General features: G+C 69.2%; 16 protein-coding genes. 7 read left to right on the forward strand and 9 right to left on the reverse strand.

The window, feature by feature from the left end; genetic code table 11:
* Positions 1-27: 27 nt before the first annotated feature.
* Both O7621_RS25250 and O7621_RS25255 read right to left on the reverse strand, forming a co-directional pair.
* Positions 28-1,434 (reverse strand): 3-deoxy-7-phosphoheptulonate synthase class II, encoded by a 1,407-nt coding sequence (locus O7621_RS25250; RefSeq protein WP_282231542.1) that lies wholly within the window; start codon positions 1,432-1,434, stop codon positions 28-30.
* Positions 1,435-1,443: 9 nt separating this feature from the next.
* Positions 1,444-2,052 carry a hypothetical protein gene (locus tag O7621_RS25255; protein WP_282231543.1) on the reverse strand — a complete coding sequence of 203 codons (609 nt, stop codon included), beginning with the start codon at positions 2,050-2,052 and terminating at the stop codon, positions 1,444-1,446.
* Between the two features lie 313 nt (positions 2,053-2,365).
* Between O7621_RS25255 and O7621_RS25260 the strand changes: the two genes are divergently transcribed.
* Genes O7621_RS25260 through yicI form a run of 4 tightly spaced genes read left to right on the forward strand, consistent with a single transcriptional unit; the run spans position 2,366 to position 7,832 of the window.
* Positions 2,366-3,676, forward strand: coding sequence for an extracellular solute-binding protein (locus tag O7621_RS25260; protein ID WP_282231544.1), 1,311 nt, complete (start codon positions 2,366-2,368; stop codon positions 3,674-3,676).
* 59 nt (positions 3,677-3,735) lie between these two features.
* Positions 3,736-4,671, forward strand: a complete 936-nt coding sequence (locus O7621_RS25265; protein ID WP_282231545.1) for a sugar ABC transporter permease — start codon at positions 3,736-3,738, stop codon at positions 4,669-4,671.
* 1 nt (position 4,672) lies between these two features.
* Positions 4,673-5,527, forward strand: a complete 855-nt coding sequence (locus O7621_RS25270) for a carbohydrate ABC transporter permease (protein WP_282231546.1) — start codon at positions 4,673-4,675, stop codon at positions 5,525-5,527.
* A gap of 22 nt (positions 5,528-5,549) precedes the next feature.
* Positions 5,550-7,832, forward strand: coding sequence for an alpha-xylosidase (yicI, locus tag O7621_RS25275; RefSeq protein ID WP_282231547.1), 2,283 nt, complete (start codon positions 5,550-5,552; stop codon positions 7,830-7,832).
* Here the strand turns inward: yicI and O7621_RS25280 are convergent.
* Complete coding sequence (locus O7621_RS25280) at positions 7,798-8,469, reverse strand: TetR/AcrR family transcriptional regulator (RefSeq protein ID WP_282231548.1); 672 nt, start codon at positions 8,467-8,469, stop codon at positions 7,798-7,800. The genes yicI and O7621_RS25280 overlap by 35 nt on opposite strands.
* Before the next feature lie 264 nt (positions 8,470-8,733).
* Here O7621_RS25280 and O7621_RS25285 point away from each other — a divergent pair, with 264 nt between their 5' ends.
* Together O7621_RS25285 and O7621_RS25290 are read left to right on the forward strand one after the other, a co-directional pair.
* Positions 8,734-9,639 carry an ABC transporter permease gene (locus O7621_RS25285; protein ID WP_278170320.1) on the forward strand — a complete coding sequence of 302 codons (906 nt, stop codon included), beginning with the start codon at positions 8,734-8,736 and terminating at the stop codon, positions 9,637-9,639.
* Positions 9,632-10,432, forward strand: coding sequence for an ABC transporter ATP-binding protein (locus O7621_RS25290; RefSeq protein WP_282231549.1), 801 nt, complete (start codon positions 9,632-9,634; stop codon positions 10,430-10,432). Before O7621_RS25285 ends, O7621_RS25290 begins: the two co-directional genes overlap by 8 nt.
* 69 nt (positions 10,433-10,501) lie before the next feature.
* On the opposite strand, the gene O7621_RS25295 is transcribed toward O7621_RS25290, so the two are convergent.
* The 5 genes from O7621_RS25295 to O7621_RS25315 all read right to left on the reverse strand — a co-directional run bounded on the left by O7621_RS25295 (position 10,502) and on the right by O7621_RS25315 (position 15,660).
* Complete coding sequence (locus O7621_RS25295; protein ID WP_282231550.1) at positions 10,502-12,100, reverse strand: glycosyl hydrolase family 18 protein; 1,599 nt, start codon at positions 12,098-12,100, stop codon at positions 10,502-10,504.
* Between the two features lie 156 nt (positions 12,101-12,256).
* Positions 12,257-12,607 carry a DUF2203 domain-containing protein gene (locus tag O7621_RS25300; protein WP_123602715.1) on the reverse strand — a complete coding sequence of 117 codons (351 nt, stop codon included), beginning with the start codon at positions 12,605-12,607 and terminating at the stop codon, positions 12,257-12,259.
* 384 nt (positions 12,608-12,991) lie between these two features.
* Complete coding sequence (gene proC, locus O7621_RS25305; protein ID WP_282231551.1) at positions 12,992-13,810, reverse strand: pyrroline-5-carboxylate reductase; 819 nt, start codon at positions 13,808-13,810, stop codon at positions 12,992-12,994.
* 137 nt (positions 13,811-13,947) lie between these two features.
* Positions 13,948-14,976 (reverse strand): 6-phosphofructokinase, encoded by a 1,029-nt coding sequence (locus O7621_RS25310; RefSeq protein ID WP_278170326.1) that lies wholly within the window; start codon positions 14,974-14,976, stop codon positions 13,948-13,950.
* Positions 14,977-15,153: 177 nt separating this feature from the next.
* Complete coding sequence (locus O7621_RS25315) at positions 15,154-15,660, reverse strand: polyadenylate-specific 3'-exoribonuclease AS (protein ID WP_282231552.1); 507 nt, start codon at positions 15,658-15,660, stop codon at positions 15,154-15,156.
* Between the two features lie 358 nt (positions 15,661-16,018).
* On the opposite strand from O7621_RS25315, the gene O7621_RS25320 reads away from it, so the two are divergent.
* The gene (locus O7621_RS25320; RefSeq protein ID WP_123602718.1) at positions 16,019-16,711 is read left to right on the forward strand and encodes a Crp/Fnr family transcriptional regulator; all 693 of its coding nucleotides are present in this window, start codon (positions 16,019-16,021) and stop codon (positions 16,709-16,711) included.
* Between the two features lie 60 nt (positions 16,712-16,771).
* Here O7621_RS25320 and O7621_RS25325 read toward each other — a convergent pair whose 3' ends face one another.
* Positions 16,772-16,966, reverse strand: a complete 195-nt coding sequence (locus O7621_RS25325; protein ID WP_282231553.1) for a hypothetical protein — start codon at positions 16,964-16,966, stop codon at positions 16,772-16,774.
* Between the last annotated feature and the right edge of the window lie 47 nt (positions 16,967-17,013).

Below are 17,013 nucleotides of genomic sequence, written 5' to 3' on the forward strand. Positions count from 1 at the left end.
CGGACGGCGCTGCCGGCCGGGGTCGGCTCAGCCACGGAGCATCTCCGCGACCAGGAAGGCCAGCTCCAGGGACTGCTGGGTGTTCAGCCGTGGGTCGCAGGCGGTCTCGTACCGGTCCGGCAGGTGGATGTCCTCGATCGCCTGGGCGCCGCCGAGGCACTCGGTGACGTCCTCGCCGGTCAGCTCGACGTGCAGACCGCCGGGGTGGGTTCCCAGGCCCCGGTGCACCTCGAAGTAGCCGAGCACCTCGTCGACGATCCGGTCGAAGTGGCGGGTCTTGTAGCCGTTGGACGACTCGTGGGTGTTGCCGTGCATCGGGTCGCACTGCCACACCACCCGGGCGCCAGCGGCGGTGACCTTCTCGACGATCGGCGGCAGCGCGTCGCGGACCTTGTGGTTGCCCATCCGGCTGATCAGCGTGAGCCGGCCGGGAATGTTGTCCGGGTTGAGCTTCTCGCACAGCTCGAGAGCCTGCTCGGGACTGGTGCCGGGGCCGAGCTTGACGCCGATCGGGTTGGCGATGCGGGAGATGAAGTCGATGTGCGCGCCGTCGATCTGCCGGGTCCGCTCGCCGACCCACAGGAAGTGCCCGGACAGTCCGTAGGGGCGGTCGCCGGAGATCCGGGTCAGCGCCCGGTCGTACTCCAGCGCGAGCGCCTCGTGCGAGCAGTAGAGGGTGACGGTCCGCAACGCCTCGTCGTCGGTCATCCCGCAGGCCTGGATGAACGCCAGCGCCCGGTCGATCTCCCGGGCGATCGCCTCGTAGCGTTCGCCGGCCGGGGACCGCTTGACGAACCCCTTGTTCCAGTCGTGCACCGCGTGCAGGTCGGCCAGCCCACCGGCGAGGTAGGCACGGAGCATGTTCATCGCGGCGGCGGAGTTGGCGTACGCCCGGATCATCCGCTGCGGGTCGGCGACCCGGGCCTGCGCCGTTGTGTCCAGCGAGTTGATCATGTCGCCGCGGTACGCGGGCAACCCGAGCGCGTCGGTCGGCGACGAGCGGGGCTTGGTGTACTGACCGGCGACCCGGGCCACCTTGACCACCGGTAACGACGCGCCGTACGTCAGCACCACCGCCATCTGCAGGATGGTGCGGGCGTTGGCCAGCAGATGGCTCTCGGTGTTGTCGGTGAAGGTCTCGGCGCAGTCGCCGCCCTGCAGCAGGAAGGCCTTGCCGTCACAGACCAGCGCCAGCCGCTCCCGCAGCTGGTCGACCTCGTACGGGGCGACCACCGACGGGACGTTGCCCAGCACCTGGCACACCTCGTCGACCGCGGCCGGATCCGGCCAGGGCGGTGTCTGCGCCCGGGGAAGGCCGCGCCACCGGTCCAGCCCGAACGCCTCGTCCTCGACCGAGTCGGCGGCGGGACGGCTGGTCTGCAGGCTCGGGTGCCCGACCGACGGATAGCGCAACTGATGCCATTCTTGGCCCATGGCCAAAGCCTAGTCCGGCGCCGCGGCGACGGACCCGCCGGCCGGGGCGGTACCCGGCGCACCTGCCGGAGCGGCATCGACGTCGACGTCACCCGGACCGGTGTCGCCGGGCTGGTCTGGCGTCGCGGTCTCGTCGTGGATGCACCAGCCGCCGTCGCCGCTGCCGGCCGGCGTCACGGTGAACACGAGACTGACCCGGAGCGTCTCCGACCCGGCCCGGAGCGTGGTGGATCCGACGGCAGCGGTGACGGTGGCGGTGACCTCGTGGCCGACCGGGACCGGCCGGGAAGCCACGATCTCCCCCTGCTCCACCATCAACGACTCGGCGAAGTCGCCGTTGGGGCCGGTGGCGCTCGCGTCGAAGATCTCCTGAGTTGCGGCGCAGAGTTGGGCGCGCCCTTTGTCGAGGTCCTTGGCGACCATCGCGTCGAGGTAGTCCTGCACGAGCCGCCGGGACTCTTCGGCACCAATAGGCACGTCCGTCCCGGTCGGTTCCGGTTGTGGTTGCGGGCTGACGGTGCAGCCGGTGGCCGTCGATGTCAGCAGGGCCAGGGCGCCGACGGCCATGCCGCAGGCTGGTAGCGCCCGGGTCCGCATCCGCAGCGCGCTGGTTCGCATTCCGTCCCTCCCGTGCCCGCTGGCCACCGCCGCCGGCCACCACCACCAGGCGCCGAGTGTACGACCCGACCGGCGGAAACTGATCCGTCATGGGATTGACATGCCGTCAACACAGTCGTAGCTTCCTTGTCGAATCGCTTCGTCGAAGCGTTTCGACAACCTCATTCGGCTCCGCTTCACCGATCAGCCGCGTTCGAGACCCCGCCGCCAGCGGGCAGCCTCACCGCGGTCCGTGACCATCATCCGACCCCTGTCCCCGTGGCGGCGCCTGCACCGCGCCGCCCCTGCGGCACACCCGCGAGGAGGCTGGAATATGTTCCGTCAACAGAGAACAAGCACCCGCACCCTGATAGCCGCCGTACTCACCGCCACCGCCCTGACCCTGTCGGCCTGCGGCGCCGATGCCGACGACAGCGGCGACGGCAGCACCCTGCGCCTGTGGCACTACGAAGGCGCCAACAGCGCCATGGGCATCGCCTGGGCCGAAGCCATCAAGCAGTTCGAGGCCAGCCATCCCGGCGTCACCGTGGTCTACGAGGAGAAGGGTTTCGAGCAGATCCGGCAGAACGCCGGCATGATCCTCAACTCCGACCAGGGACCGGACATCCTGGAGTACAACAAGGGCAACGCCACCGCCGGCCTGCTGTCCAAGCAAGGACTGCTCACCGACCTCAGCGACGTGGTGGCCGAACGCGGCTGGGACGAGATGATCTCGCCGAGCGTCGCCACCACCTGCCGGTACGACGGCAACGGGGTGATGGGTGGCGACACCTGGTACGGCATCCCCAACTACGGCGAATTCGTGATGGTCTACTACAACAAGGACATGTTCGCCGAGTACGACCTGTCGGTGCCGACCACCTTCGCCGAGTTCGAAGGCGTCCTGGACACCTTCGTCGACAACGGCGTCACTCCGATCTCGGTCGGCGGCGCCGAGTACCCGGCCCAGCAGATCCTCTACGAGTTGGCGTTGACCCGGGCCGACCGGTCCTTCGTCGACGACTTCCAGCTCTACGCGAACCCGGTCGACTTCCACGGTCCGGAGTTCAGCTACGCGGCCACCACGTTCGCCGAGTGGGTCGACAAGGGCTACATCGGCGCCGACTCCGCCGGCATCAAGGCCGAGGACATGGGCGTCGCCTTCACCCAGGGCAGCTTCCCGATCATGATCTCCGGCAGCTGGTGGTACGGCCGGATGAGCGACGAGATCACCGACTTCGAGTGGGGCACCTTCCTCTTCCCCGGCAGCGACCTGCACCCCGGCTCCGGCGGAAACATCTGGGTGGTGCCGAGCAACGCCAAGAACAAGGACCTCGCCTACGACTTCATCGACATCACCATGCAGCCGGACATCCAGAACCTGCTCGGCGAGTCCGGCGGGGTGCCGCTGGCCGCGGACCCGGCCGCGATCACCACCCCGAAGGCCAAGGAGCTGATCGAGAACTTCAACACGCTCAACGACTCCGACGGGCTGGCCTTCTACCCGGACTGGCCGGCACCGGGCTACTACGACGTCCTGGTCGCCGGGGTCCAGCAGCTGATCAACGGCAGCAAGTCGCCGGACGAGGTGCTCGACGAGATCGCCAAGCCGTACAACGACAACCTGGCCAGCATCGGCGAGTGAGCGACGACCGTGCGCCGGGGACGCCGGTCCCCGGCGCACGGTCCGCTCCGGGAGGTTCCATGGCTAAGCCGCTCACCCGCCCCCACCCCCGTTCCCGTCACCGGAAAGCAGACTACGGATACGTAGCCTTCCTGCTCCCCGGGATCGTGCTGTTCCTCGCCGTGATCGTCGTGCCGCTGCTGATGAACGTCGGGATCAGCTTCACCCGGTGGTCCGGCGTCGGGACGCCGGAGTGGATCGGGTTCGACAACTACGACCGGTTGCTGCACGACACCAACTTCTGGGTCTCGTTTCGCAACATCGGCTTCATCATCCTCGCGATGGCGGTGCTGCCGACGCTGCTCGGCCTGTTTCTCGCCGCGGTCCTGTTCGACTACGTGGCCAAGCGGATCGGCCCGCGTACGGCGAGCGTGTTCCGCTCCGGACTGTACCTGCCGCAGGTGCTGCCGGTCGCGGTGACCGGCATCGTCTGGGGCTGGATCCTGCACCCCAGCTACGGTGCGCTGAACTCGATCCTGGACCGCGTCGGTCTGGGTGCCCTCGCTCAGAACTGGCTCGGTGACCCGGCGTACGCCCTGCTCAGCGTCATGGCGGTGATGGTCTGGTTCCAGCTCGGCTACCCGGTCGTGATGTTCATGGCCGGTCTGCAACGGGTCGATCCGGAGCTCTACGAGGCGGCCGACCTCGACGGCGCCGGATGGTTCCAGCGGTTCACCCGCATCGCGGTGCACCAGATCAGGCCGGAGATCTACGTCGTACTGGTCACCACGACCATCGCCGCGCTGAAGATCTTCGGGCAGATCTTCGTGCTGACCCGGGGCGGCCCGGGCAACGCCACCCTGGTGCCGTCGTACTTCGCCTACCAGAACTTCTTCGAGAAGGCCGACGCCGGATACGGCTCGGCGATCGCCACCGTACTGACCGCCATCATCGTCGTGTTGACCTACCTGTTCCTGCGGATCCAGACCCGCGACGAGCGCCTGGAAGGGAGCTGAGATGGTCGCCGCCACAACTGCCCGGCGCGGTCGACGCGGCCGGCTGACCGCCTCGACCGTCCTGATCGGCCTGACCGTACTCACCCTGCTGGTGCTGGCACCGTTCCTGGTCGTGGCGCTCAACGCGGTGAAGGCGCCGGCCGAGTACGCCGCCAACGGTCCGCTCGCCCTGCCCGGCGAGCTCTACCTGCGCGGTATCGTCGACTTCTGGTTCCGGGTCGACTTCGGCGAGAAGCTGTGGAACAGCTTCCTGATCAGCGCCACGGTCGCCGTCGGCGCGGTAGTGATCTCGGTGCTCAACGCGTACGCGATCGGCATCGGCCGGATGCGCGGACGCCTCGCCTTCCTGATGTTCTTCCTACTGGCCAACCTGCTGCCGCAGGAGGCGCTGGTCTACCCGCTCTACTATTTGTCCAAACAGGTCGGCCTCTACAACAGCCGGATCGCCGTCATCATCATCTTCACCGCGATCCAGGCGGCGTTCGGCACCTACCTGCTCTCCTCGGTGTTCCGCGACTTCCCGCGACAGTTGCTGGAGGCCGCCGCGATGGACGGGGCGGGCAAGTGGCGGGTGCTGTGGAAAGTAGTCGTTCCGACCAGCTGGCCGACCCTGTCGGTGCTGTTCACCTTCTTCTTCATCTGGACCTGGAACGAATTCTTCCTGCCGCTGATCTTCCTGATCTCCAACGACAAGCAGACGGTGCCGGTGGCGCTCGGTGTACTGCAGGGAGACCGGATGATGGACGCCACCACCACCAGCGCGTCGGCGCTGCTCGGCATCGTGCCGGCGGTGCTGTTCTTCCTCATCTTCCAGCGCACCCTGACCCGGGGTGTGCTGGCCGGCGCGGTCAAGTAGGACCTGACCCGAGAGAGGTTCGATGAAATTCAGCAACGGATACTGGCGGATGCGTGACGGCGTACGGCCGCTCTATCCCGCGCAGGTGCACGACGTCGAGGTCGAGCCGACGGCGCTGACCGTTTACGCCCCGACCCGGCGGATCACCGGTCGCGGCGACACCCTCAACCAGCCGCTGCTCACCGTACGCTGCACCGCCCCCGCCCCCGACGTGGTATCCGTCCGGGTGGGGCACTTCCTCGGCCGGCGGCCCCGGCATCCGGACTTCGTCCTGGCCAGCGAGCCGGGCACCGAGGTCCAGGTGACTGACGACGCCGAGTACGCCAGCATCACCTCGGGCGGGCTGACCGCCCGGTTCGCCCGGGGCGACGGCTGGCGGCTGGAGTTCGTGGCCGACGGCCGGGTGCTCACCGGCAGCGGCTACAAGAGCATGGCCGCGCTGGACACCGACGACGGGTCGTACGTGCGGGAACAGCTCAGCCTCGGCGTCGGCGAGACGGTGTACGGACTCGGCGAGCGGTTCGGCCCGCTGGTTCGCAACGGCCAGGTGGTCGACATCTGGCAGGAGGACGGCGGCACCAGCAGCGAGCAGGCGTACAAGAACGTTCCGTTCTATCTCACCACCGGCGGCTACGGGGTGTTCGTCAACCACCCCGGGCTGGTCTCGTTCGAGGTCGGCTCCGAGGTGGTCTCCCGGGTGTCGTTCAGCGTCGCCGGGCAGAGCCTGGAGTACCTGGTCATCTACGGCCCGACGCCGCACGAGATCCTGCGCAAGTACACCGCCCTGACCGGCCGGCCGGCCCTGCCGCCGGCCTGGTCGTTCGGGCTGTGGCTGAGCACCTCGTTCACCACCTCCTACGACGAGCAGACGGTCAGCTCGTTCATCGACACCATGGCGGAGCTGGAGCTGCCGCTGTCGGTGTTCCACTTCGACTGTTTCTGGATGCGCGAGTTCCACTGGTCGAACTTCGAATGGGATCCGCGGGTCTTTCCCGAACCCGAGCTGATGTTGGAGCGGCTACGCAAGCGGGACCTGAAGGTCTGCGTGTGGATCAACCCGTACATCGCGCAGCGGTCGGCGCTGTTCGCCGAGGGGGCGGCGCGGGGCTACCTGGTCCGGACCGCCGACGGCGACGTCTGGCAGTGCGACCTCTGGCAGGCCGGGATGGGTCTGGTCGACTTCACCAACCCGGACGCCCGACGCTGGTACGCCGACAAGCTGCGGGTGTTGCTGGACATGGGCGTCGACGCGTTCAAGACCGATTTCGGGGAGCGAATTCCGACCGATGTGGTCTGGCACGACGGTGCCGACCCGGAACGGATGCACAACTACTACACGCACCTGTACAACCAAACGGTGTTCGACCTGCTCCGGGAGCACCGCGGTGAGGGCGAGGCGGTGCTGTTCGCCCGGTCGGCGACCGCTGGCGGGCAGCAGTTCCCGGTGCACTGGGGCGGTGACTGCGAATCCACCTTCGAGTCGATGGCGGAGAGCCTGCGCGGCGGCTTGTCGCTGGCAATGTCCGGGTTCGGCTTCTGGAGCCACGACATCGGCGGTTTCGAGGGCCGGCCGGCACCGGAGGTGTTCAAGCGCTGGATCCCGTTCGGGCTGCTCTCCTCGCACAGCCGGTTGCACGGCAGCCAGACCTACCGGGTGCCGTGGACGTTCGACGAGGAGGCGGTCGACGTGCTGCGGATCTTCACCCGGCTCAAGGCACGGCTGATGCCGTACCTGTTCGGGCAGGCGGTACTGGCCCACGCCGAGGGGATCCCGGTGATGCGTCCGCTGGTCGCCGACTTCCCGGACGACCCGGCGGTGACCCACCTGGAGCGGCAGTACCTGCTCGGGGACAGCCTGCTGGTGGCGCCGGTGTTCCGGGCCGACGGGCAGGTCGACTTCTACCTTCCGGCCGGCACCTGGACCCACCTGCAGACCGGCGAGGAGATCACCGGCCCGGGCTGGGTGCGCCGGACGGTCGGGTTCGACCAGGTGCCGGTGCTGGTGCGCCCCGGTACGGTGCTGCCGCTCGGGGCGAACGCGGACCGACCGGACTACTCGTTCGCCGATGGGGTGACCCTGGCGGTGTACCAGCTCGCCGACGGGCAGCAGGTGCAGGTGTCGGTGCCGGCGCTGGACGGGTCCGAGGCCGCCCGGTTCGTGGTCGCCCGGCACGGCACGGCGGTCACCGCGGACCGGGTCGCCGGGCCGGCCCTGCCGTGGCGGGTGCAGCTGGTCGGCCACGGCGAGGTCCGGGAGGTGGCCGCCGACATCAGCCGGTGGCAGGGGGAGCTGACGGACCGGTAGCCGGATTGGCCGCCCGGCTGCCCGCCGGGTCGGTTGCCGCCCCGGTGGTGAGTGCGGCGGCGACCGAGGCGGCCAGCCGGGCGACGTAGCCGCGCGGCAGCGGGGTACGGGCCACCGCGAGCCGCCAGTAGAGCGGGCCGACCATCAGGTCGACGACGAAGTCGGGATCGGTGTCGGCGGGCAGTTCCCCCCGCCGCACCGCCCGGTTCGTCACCAGGGTGCCGATCCCCCGCTGGTTGTCCCGCAGGGCTGCCTGCAGGGTCTGCGCGATCGCCGGGTTGCGGGCCGCCTCGGCGAGCAGGTCCGGCACGATCTGCCCGGCCAACGGATGACGCAACGCCCGGGCCGCGATGGTCAGCACCAGCTCGAGGTCACCGCGCAAGGTGCCGGTGTCCGGCACGGCGGTCACCCCGAGGGCGACCTCGGAGACGATCCCGATGACCATCTCCAGTTTTGAACCCCACCGCCGGTAGACGGCGGTCTTGCCGACCCCGGCCCGGCGGGCCACCGCTTCAATCGACATCCTGCCATAGCCGACTGCGGCCAGTTCCTGCAACGCGGCAGCCCGGATCGCCTGCGTCACGTCCTCCCGCAGTACCGCCGCGCCCGCCGGCGGTCGCTTTCCGTCGCCCTGCATTCGAGCCAGTGTAACCGCACGACGATACGGTTGCGTATCGTCGTTGCCTCCCCTACCGTTTCCGTCAGGACGCGACGGTATCGTTCCGTGCCATCGGACATGAAGATGAGGAGCCGGGCATGAACCGGCCTCACCGGTCCGGCACCACCCGTGCCAGCGGGTCGCGCGGCACCGTCGTCGCGGCGTCCGGGACGAGAGGTACCCGTCGGAGAGGGGCGCGGGTGTGCACGAGCGGCAGCGTTGGCTGATGGAAGGACAGATCGGATGCGGCAGCCAACCAGTGGCACGACCGTGACGCTGGAACCGGACAGCGGGCCCACCCTCGCCGAGCTGGCCCGACAACACGGCCTGGCGGTGAGCGGTGCCCGCCCGTCGCTGGGTGCCTACGTCAAGCAGTTGTGGTCGCGGCGGCACTTCATCTGGGCGTACTCCAACGCCCGGCTGATCGCCATGTACACGAACGCCCGGCTGGGCCAGATCTGGCAGGTGATCACCCCGCTGGCCAACGCCGGGGTGTACTTCCTGGTCTTCGGGCTGCTGCTGGGCACCGACCGCGGCATCGACAACTACATCGCGTACCTCTGCACCGGGATCTTCATCTTCACCTTCACCCAGCAGGCGGTGACCACCTCGGCCCGGTCGATCGGCGACAACATGAACCTGATCCGGGCGGTGCACTTCCCCCGGGCCAGCCTGCCGTTGACCTCGGTGCTGGTGCAGTTGCAGCAACTCGCCCCGTCGATGACCGTGCTGGCGGTCATCATGCTGGCCACCGGTGAGGGGATCGACTTCAGCTGGCTGCTGCTGATCCCGGCGCTGCTGCTGCAGACGCTGTTCAGCGGCGGGCTGGCCATGATGGTGGCCCGCTGGGCGGCGCGCACCAGTGACCTCTCCCAACTGCTGCCGTTCGTGATGCGGACCTGGCTGTACTCATCCGGCGTGTTCTACAGCATCGACCGGTTCACCGGCGACCTGCCCGGCTGGGTGGTCACCGTGCTGCAGTTCAACCCGATGGCGGTCTACATCGACCTGGTCCGCTACGCGTTGATGGACTCGATGGGCAGCCCGCCCGGGTACCTGTGGCCGGCGGCCGGCGGTTGGGCCGTGCTGATGGGTGTGGTGGGCTTCATCTACTTCTGGCGTGCCGAGGAGGAGTACGGCCGTGGCTGACCTGCTGGACGCACCGGCTTCCGGGGCCGACACCCGGGTGCCCACCGTGATCGTCGACGACCTGCACGTCGTCTACCGGATCAACACCGGCGGCGGCGGGCGCAACAGCCCGGTCGCGGCGCTGCGGCGGATCGCGACCCGCAAGCAGGCCCCGACGGTACGCGAGGTGCACGCCATTCGCGGCGTCAGCTTCGTGGCGCACCGTGGCGAGGCGATCGGGCTGATCGGCAGCAACGGCTCCGGCAAGTCGACCCTGCTGCGTGCGGTGGCCGGCCTGCTGCCGCCGCGCCGGGGCAAGGTCTACACCCAGGGTCAGCCGTCCCTGCTCGGGGTGAACGCCGCCCTGATGAACGACCTGACCGGCGAGCGTAACGTCGTGCTCGGTTGCCTGGCGATGGGAATGAGCCCGGCGGAGGTGCGGGCGAAGTACGACGGGATCGTCCAGTTCTCTGGCATCAACGAACGGGACGATTTCGCGTCGCTGCCGATGCGGACCTACTCGTCGGGTATGGCGGCCCGACTGCGGTTCTCGATCGCCGCGGCGAAGAGCCACGATGTGCTGATGATCGACGAGGCGCTGGCCACCGGCGACGCCGCGTTCCAGCGGCGCAGCGAGGAACGGGTCCGTGAGCTGCGGGCCGAGGCCGGGACCGTCTTCCTGGTCAGCCACAGCAACAAGTCGATCCTGGACACCTGTGAGCGCAGTATCTGGCTGGAGTCCGGCGTGATCCGCATGGACGGGCCGAGCACCGAGGTGGTCAAGGCCTACCAGGAGTACGCCAACCGCAGGTGACCCGAGCCGGGCGTCCGGGGGCGGCGTACCCGCCGCCCCCGGACACCCGTGCGGGTGGTGGTTCCAGCTTCAGCCGAGACCGTTGCGGATCGCGGTGACCAGTTCACCGTTGCCGGTGTCGCCGGACAACTCCCAGAAGAACGCCCCGCCGAGGCCCTGGCCCCTGGCGTAGTTCATCTTGCCGCCGATGGTCGCCGGGGTGTCGTAGCTCCACCAGTTGTTGCCGCACCTGGCGTACGCGGTGCCGCCGACGGTGCCGGTCGCCGGGCAGGTGTTCTTCAGCACCTTGTAGTCCTCGATGCCCTGCTCGTAGGTGCCCGGTGCCGGACCGGTGGCAGTGCCACCCGGAGCGCTCTGGCTGACGCCGGTCCAGCCCCGACCGTAGAAGCCGATGCCGAGCAGCAGCTTGCTCGCCGGGATGCCCTTGCTCTTCAGCTTCTGAATCGCCGCGTCCGACCAGAAGCCCTGCTGCGGGATTCCCGGGTACGAGGTCAGTGGCGAGTGTGGGGCGGTCGGTCCCTGCGCGTTGAAGGCGCCGAAGTAGTCGTACGTCATCGGCATGATCCAGTTCAGGTCGCCGACCGCTCCGGCGTAGTCGGCCGCGTCGATCTTGCCGCCGTTGCTGCCGTCCGCGGTGATCGCCGCGGTCACCAGCGCGCTCGACCCGAACCGGTCACGCAGTGCCGAGATCAGGTTCCGGAACGCCGCAGGACCGCTGGAGTCGCAGGTCAGGCCACAGGCGTTGGGGTACTCCCAGTCGATGTCGATACCGTCGAACACGTCCGCCCAGCGCGGGTCCTCGACCAGGTTGTAGCAGGACTCGGCGAACGCGGCCGGGTTCTGCGCAGCCTGAGTGAAGCCGCCGGACCAGGTCCAGCCGCCGAACGACCAGATCACCTTCAGGTGCGGATACATCGCCTTGAGCTTGCGCAGCTGATTGAAGTTGCCCCGCAACGGCTGGTCCCAGGTGTCGGCGACCCCGTCGACGCTGTCCGCGGCGGTGTACGCCTTCTCGTAATCGGCGTAGCTGTCCCCGATGGCGCAGCGCCCACCGGCGGTGTTGCCGAACGCGTACATGATGTGAGTCATCTTCGACGCCGACCCACTCGTGTGGATGTTGCGCACGTGGTAGTTGCGGGCGTAGACCCCCCACTGGGTGAAGTAGCCGACCACCTTCTGCCCACCGGGCGGCGGGGGCGGAGTCGTCGGCGGTGGCGTGGTGGGCGGCGCCGTCGTCGGCGGTGGCGCGGTGGTCGGGGCCGGGCCGCCTGCGCAGGAGACCCCGTTGATGGTGCAGTTCTGTGGTGCCCGGAAGGCGCCGGTGCCGATGTAGCCCCAGCTGAACGAGGCTCCCGGCGCGAGGCCACCGGCCCAGCTCTTCTTCACCGCGGTGTACCGGTTGCCGCTGCGCGTCACGTCGGCGTCCCAGAAGCTGCTGATGGTGGTGCCGGCCGGCAGGTCGAACTCGATTCGCCAGGTGCCGACGGTGGCGTCGGAGCCGTTGGCGACCGTCACCCGGACCTCGTGCCCGGTACCCCAGTCGGAGCTGGCGACGAAGCTGGCAGAGATGGTGCCGGCGCCGAACGCCGCGGTGACCGGCACCGCCGCCGCGGCCGTCACCACGGCCAGCGCCCCGGCCCAGACGGCGCGGCGCAGTGATCTTCTCATCAGGCGTCTCCCCATTTAGTTAGGAAACTTTCCATAAAGTGCCTGAGACGCTACTCACACATCGGCCAGTTCGTCAAGATGTCGATATCTCGATGGCTGCGACCCCGGCCAGGCGTCGTCCGGCAGCACCGGGGAACCGCGCGGACGAGCTCGGGCTCAGATCCGGCGTCGGCCGGAGAACCCGCACTCCAGGCGGTGGTACCAGCGGATCTCGCCGTCGCCTTCCAGCCAGCACCACAGGACCGGACGGTCGTCCAGCTCGCCCGGGAAGTCGAGCAGCACCGGGGCGACGCCCTTGACCTGGATCTCCTGCTCGTTCAGCTCGTCGAGAATCCCGTAGATCCGCGCTTCCAGCCCTTTCACCTCGGCCAGACCCCCGTGCGGGCTGTCCGATCCGGCGGCCAGATCCGCCCGCAACTCAGCCAGGTCCGCGCGGAGCAGGACCAACTCGTCGATCCGTGGACGGAGGGTTGCCATCAGGTGGCGGGCCTGGGCGAGGGTGAACACGTTCGCCAGTATGGTCCATCACCACCCGTCGGGGTCGACCGGTCGCCGGAGGACTGCGGCCGACCGTCACGCGAGGCCGCTGGACTGTGGCCGACCGCCCGGCGCGGCCGCTGACCCGGACGGCTGCCCCGGGCCGCCGCCGGTCGCCGTGCGCCGGCGGCGGCACTGGGCGCGTCGGCGGAACGCGCCCGGCAGCCGGCCGCAGGGGGGCAGCCAGGGCCGGCTGTCGACGTCGCCGCAGGGGAAGTCACGATACGACGCCGGTACGGCGGTCGCCCAGTGCCGGCGGACTTCGTTCCCGTCGAGCCACCTACGACCGCCTATGTCGCAAACGGTAGCCACACCGACACGTTCAGCGGAAGAGGGTGAGCGTGAATGAATACCTCAGCCGTGCTGCGCGGCCAGCTCCCGGGCGCGGTCGCGGGCCGCCTCCAGGGCGGCGAGCAGCGCCGCCCGAACCCCGTGGTTCTCCAGCTCGCGGATGGCCGAGATGGTGGTGCCGGCCGGCGAGGTGACGGCCTCACGCAGCTTGACCGGATGCTCGCCGGAGTCCCGCAGCATCACCGCCGAACCGATCGCCGTCTGCACGATCAGGTCGTGCGCCACCTGGCGGGGCAGACCGAGCAGGATTCCAGCGTCGATCATCGCCTCGACCAGCAGGTAGAAGTAGGCCGGACCGGAGCCGGACAACGCGGTAACCGCGTCCTGCTGGGTCTCCGGCACCCGGATCGTGACACCGAGCGGCTGGAACATCTCCTCGGCGAGGGCCAGATGCTCGGCGGTGGCGTGCCGGCCGGCGGAGATGGCGGTCATCGCCTGATCCACCAGCGCCGGGGTGTTGGTCATCACCCGTACCACCGGGGTGCCGTCCGGTAGGCGGCGGGCGAAGAACTCGGTCGGCAGTCCCGCGCAGAGCGAGACGACCAGCTTGTCCGCCGGCACCTTGGGGCCGATCTGGTCCAGCAGGGTGGCGGCGTCCTGCGGCTTGACCGCCACGGCCAGCACCTCCGCCTCGGCCACCGCGGTGTGGTTGTCCACCACCGACACGCCGTAGCGCACCGCGACGTCCTCGGCCCGCTCCCGCCGCCGGGTCGTCGCCAGCAGTTGATCTGCCGGCCAGCCGGCCCGCAACAGGCCGGACAGGACCAGTTCGCCGATCTTGCCGGCACCGATCACGGCCACCTTGTGCGCGCCGGGAGGCATCCGTACGTCATCCTCTCTCGAACCGGTCCGAACCGAACCGCGACGAACCAGAACCGGACCGGACCGGACCGGACCGCGCCGGACCGGGCGGAGCGGCGCCCTGGCGAGAGCCGCCCATCCCGGCCCGAAACCGGTCGTCAGCTGCCGAAGAAGACCTCGGCCTCGGTGTAGCGCTCCAGTGGCACGGTCTTGAGCTCCCGGGTCGCCTCGGCCAGCGGCACCCGGACGATGTCGGTGCCCCGGATACCGACCATCTTGCCCCAGTCGCCGTCGTTGGCGGCGTCGATCGCGTGCAGGCCGAGCCGGGTGGCGAGCACCCGGTCGAAGGCGGTGGGGGTGCCGCCGCGCTGGATGTGACCCAGCACGACGGTCCGGGCCTCCTTGCCCGTCTTGGCCTCCAGCTGCTCGGCGAGCCACTGGCCGATGCCGCCGAGCCGGACGTGGCCGAAGGAGTCGAGCTCCTTGTTCTGCAGGACCATCTGGCCCTCCATCGGGTGGGCCCCCTCGGCGACCACCACAATCGGGGCGTACTGCTTCTGGAACCGCTTCTCGACGTAGGTGGCGACCTGCTCGACGTCGAACTCGCGCTCCGGCAGCAGGATCACGTTCGCCCCACCGGCGAGTCCGGCGTGCAATGCGATCCAGCCGGCGTGCCGGCCCATGACCTCGACCACCAGGGTGCGATGGTGGCTCTCGGCGGTGGTGTGCAGCCGGTCGATGGCCTCCATCGCGATGTTGACCGCAGTGTCGAAGCCGAAGGTGTAGTCGGTGGCGCCGAGGTCGTTGTCGATCGTCTTCGGCACGCCGACCACCTGCACGCCGAGTTCGTGCAGCTTGGTGGCGACGCCGAGAGTGTCCTCGCCGCCGATCGCGACCAGGGCGTCCACGCCCTGGGACGCCAGGTTCTCCTTGATCCGCTCGACCCCGCCGTCGATCTTGAACGGGTTGGTCCGGGACGAACCGAGGATGGTGCCGCCGCGGGGCAGGATGCCCCGTACCTCGTCGATACCGAGAGGCCGGCTCAGCCCCTCCAGCGGTCCGCGCCAGCCGTCGCGGAATCCGATGAACTCGTGACCGTAGCTGGCGACGCCCTTGCGCACCACCGCTCTGATCACTGCGTTCAGGCCGGGGCAGTCGCCGCCGCCGGTGAGCACGCCGATACGCATGATCCGCTCATCCTCCAGGAAACTGTGCGGTAGACCCACTCGAGCCCCAGGAACGAAGTCCGGTCAGACCGTCGGCATCGTTGCCGGCCCGGGGCGGGCCGTCAGTGCGCACTTTATCGGCCCGACCGGCGCCCGGGCGAGCAGACCCCGAGGATCACCGGACCGTCGCTGGCCCGGTCACCGCCGGTAGGCCCGGCTGATCACCTGCCAGCGGGCAAGGTTGTGGCGTGCGTCGACGAGCGCGTCGTGCCGGTCGGCGGCCGACGCCGGCAGATCCGGCCGACCGGCGTCGTCCCACCGCTGCCGCAGGTCCTTGGTGAACCGGGGAATCTCCCGGGGCAGGGCCGGCATGGCCCCCCACAACTGGGCCAGCGCCACATGGTCGTACGCGGCGTACCAGGCCCACAGCTCCAACTCGGTGGCCGAACCGTCGCGCAGCGGCGCGACCAGGAACGCGTACAGCTCGTCGCGGATCCGCGCCCGGGACCGCCAGGCCGGATCGGCCGGTGACGGCAGCTTGTCGAGCACGTGCCGACGCACCCACGGCACCGCCCGGGCACCGTCGAACTCCGTGGAGACCGCGTAGAACTCCCGGCCGTGCTCGTCGACGACACCGATCGAAACCAGGTCGACGAGGCGCCCGTCCTCGATGAACTCGCAGTCGTAGAAGTAGCGGTAGATCATCACCGCCATCCTCGCCGATACCGGAGATAGACCCCCATCGGGGTACCGGCCGGAGCGTCGCCGTCGACCGGCTCGCTCCGACCGGTACCGCATCCCCACGGCCGGATCCGCCGGGCCCCCGTGTCGGCCCCCACCCGCCGGTGGATCTGGCCGCTAGCCTGCCGGTTTGTCGGGCACAGGACTGTCACAGAAATGATTGTGGGGGTGTACACCACGCGACACGGCAGCCATGATCTGATGTTGACACCGTTCTCCGAACGGTATCTATTTCATGTTCGCCTGGGTCGGGTGATGCACCCCGGACGGGCACGATGGTGCCCCCGGTGGGATGGTGCCCTTGGTGGGGAGGGGTTGGACCGTGGAGATGCGCCTGCCGGAGCCGGGTGACGCGCTCACCGGCGTGGACATGTTCGCCGGCCTCGAACCCGAGGTCCGGCAACGGGTCATCGCTGCCGCAGTGCCCCGCACCTACCGCAGGGGTCAGTTGCTCTTTGTCGAGAACGACCCGGGCGAGTCGCTCATCGTGCTCAAAAGGGGCGCCGTCGCGGTCTTTCGCACCGCGCCGACCGGCGAACGTGCGGTGTTGTCCGTCGTCCGCCCGCCCGACGTGCTGGGCGAGGTGTCGCTGCTGGACGCGTCGACCCGGTCGGCGTCCGCCGAGGCCATCGAGGACTGCACCGCGCTGGCGTTGTCCCGGGGCGCGTTCATGGATCTGGTGCACTCCAACCCGCGCATTCTCGACGCGGTGATGCGCTCACTCGGTGCGCTGATCCGCCGGCTCACCGAGCAGAACGCCGATCACGTCTTCCTCGATCTGCCCGGTCGGGTGGCCAAGACGCTGGTCCGGCTGGCCGGCGAGAGCCAGGCCCCGATGATCACCATCGAGCTGAACCAGAGCCAGCTGGCAGAGATGGCCGGTGGCTCCCGGCAGAGCGTCAATCAGGCGATCGGATCGTTCAGCAACCGAGGTTGGCTGCGTACCGAAGGTCGGCGGATCGTGGTGACCGACGTGGCCGCGCTGCGCCGCCGGGCCGGAATGGCCGACCGATGAGGACGACCCCGGCGGTACGCGCGTGGCGCGCGTACCGCCGGGCCTGACGTCTGCCGGCTGTCAGGGCTGGGTGCTGGTCGGGCCGATCCAGTTGGTGCCGACCTTCTCCCCGGTCGGGCCGATCCACTCCTCGGCCACGACCCCCTCCTCCTGCAGCTTCGCCAGCGTGCCGGCGTCGAGATCGATCATCTCCCCCACGCCATGGCTGACCCCGGACGAGTCCGTCCAGTCCTTCTCCAACTTGACGTACACCATGTCAGGACTCCCCTGCTCGGTCTGATCTGGCCAGATGAATGTATCCC

Origin of the sequence: Solwaraspora sp. WMMD937 (genome assembly GCF_029581175.1) — a bacterium.
Taxonomy (GTDB): Bacteria; Actinomycetota; Actinomycetes; order Mycobacteriales; family Micromonosporaceae; genus Micromonospora_E.

What these genes read in the sequence shown, in the direction of transcription:
- O7621_RS25250 (WP_282231542.1), bottom strand. Translation starts at nt 1,434, where the DNA reads ATGGGCCAAGAATGGCATCAGTTGCGCTATCCGTCGGTCGGGCACCCG.
- O7621_RS25255 (WP_282231543.1), bottom strand. Translation starts at nt 2,052, where the DNA reads ATGCGAACCAGCGCGCTGCGGATGCGGACCCGGGCGCTACCAGCCTGC.
- O7621_RS25260 (WP_282231544.1), top strand. Translation starts at nt 2,366, where the DNA reads ATGTTCCGTCAACAGAGAACAAGCACCCGCACCCTGATAGCCGCCGTA.
- O7621_RS25265 (WP_282231545.1), top strand. Translation starts at nt 3,736, where the DNA reads ATGGCTAAGCCGCTCACCCGCCCCCACCCCCGTTCCCGTCACCGGAAA.
- O7621_RS25270 (WP_282231546.1), top strand. Translation starts at nt 4,673, where the DNA reads ATGGTCGCCGCCACAACTGCCCGGCGCGGTCGACGCGGCCGGCTGACC.
- yicI (WP_282231547.1), top strand. Translation starts at nt 5,550, where the DNA reads ATGAAATTCAGCAACGGATACTGGCGGATGCGTGACGGCGTACGGCCG.
- O7621_RS25280 (WP_282231548.1), bottom strand. Translation starts at nt 8,469, where the DNA reads ATGCAGGGCGACGGAAAGCGACCGCCGGCGGGCGCGGCGGTACTGCGG.
- O7621_RS25285 (WP_278170320.1), top strand. Translation starts at nt 8,734, where the DNA reads ATGCGGCAGCCAACCAGTGGCACGACCGTGACGCTGGAACCGGACAGC.
- O7621_RS25295 (WP_282231550.1), bottom strand. Translation starts at nt 12,100, where the DNA reads ATGAGAAGATCACTGCGCCGCGCCGTCTGGGCCGGGGCGCTGGCCGTG.
- proC (WP_282231551.1), bottom strand. Translation starts at nt 13,810, where the DNA reads ATGCCTCCCGGCGCGCACAAGGTGGCCGTGATCGGTGCCGGCAAGATC.
- O7621_RS25310 (WP_278170326.1), bottom strand. Translation starts at nt 14,976, where the DNA reads ATGCGTATCGGCGTGCTCACCGGCGGCGGCGACTGCCCCGGCCTGAAC.
- O7621_RS25315 (WP_282231552.1), bottom strand. Translation starts at nt 15,660, where the DNA reads ATGATCTACCGCTACTTCTACGACTGCGAGTTCATCGAGGACGGGCGC.
- O7621_RS25325 (WP_282231553.1), bottom strand. Translation starts at nt 16,966, where the DNA reads ATGGTGTACGTCAAGTTGGAGAAGGACTGGACGGACTCGTCCGGGGTC.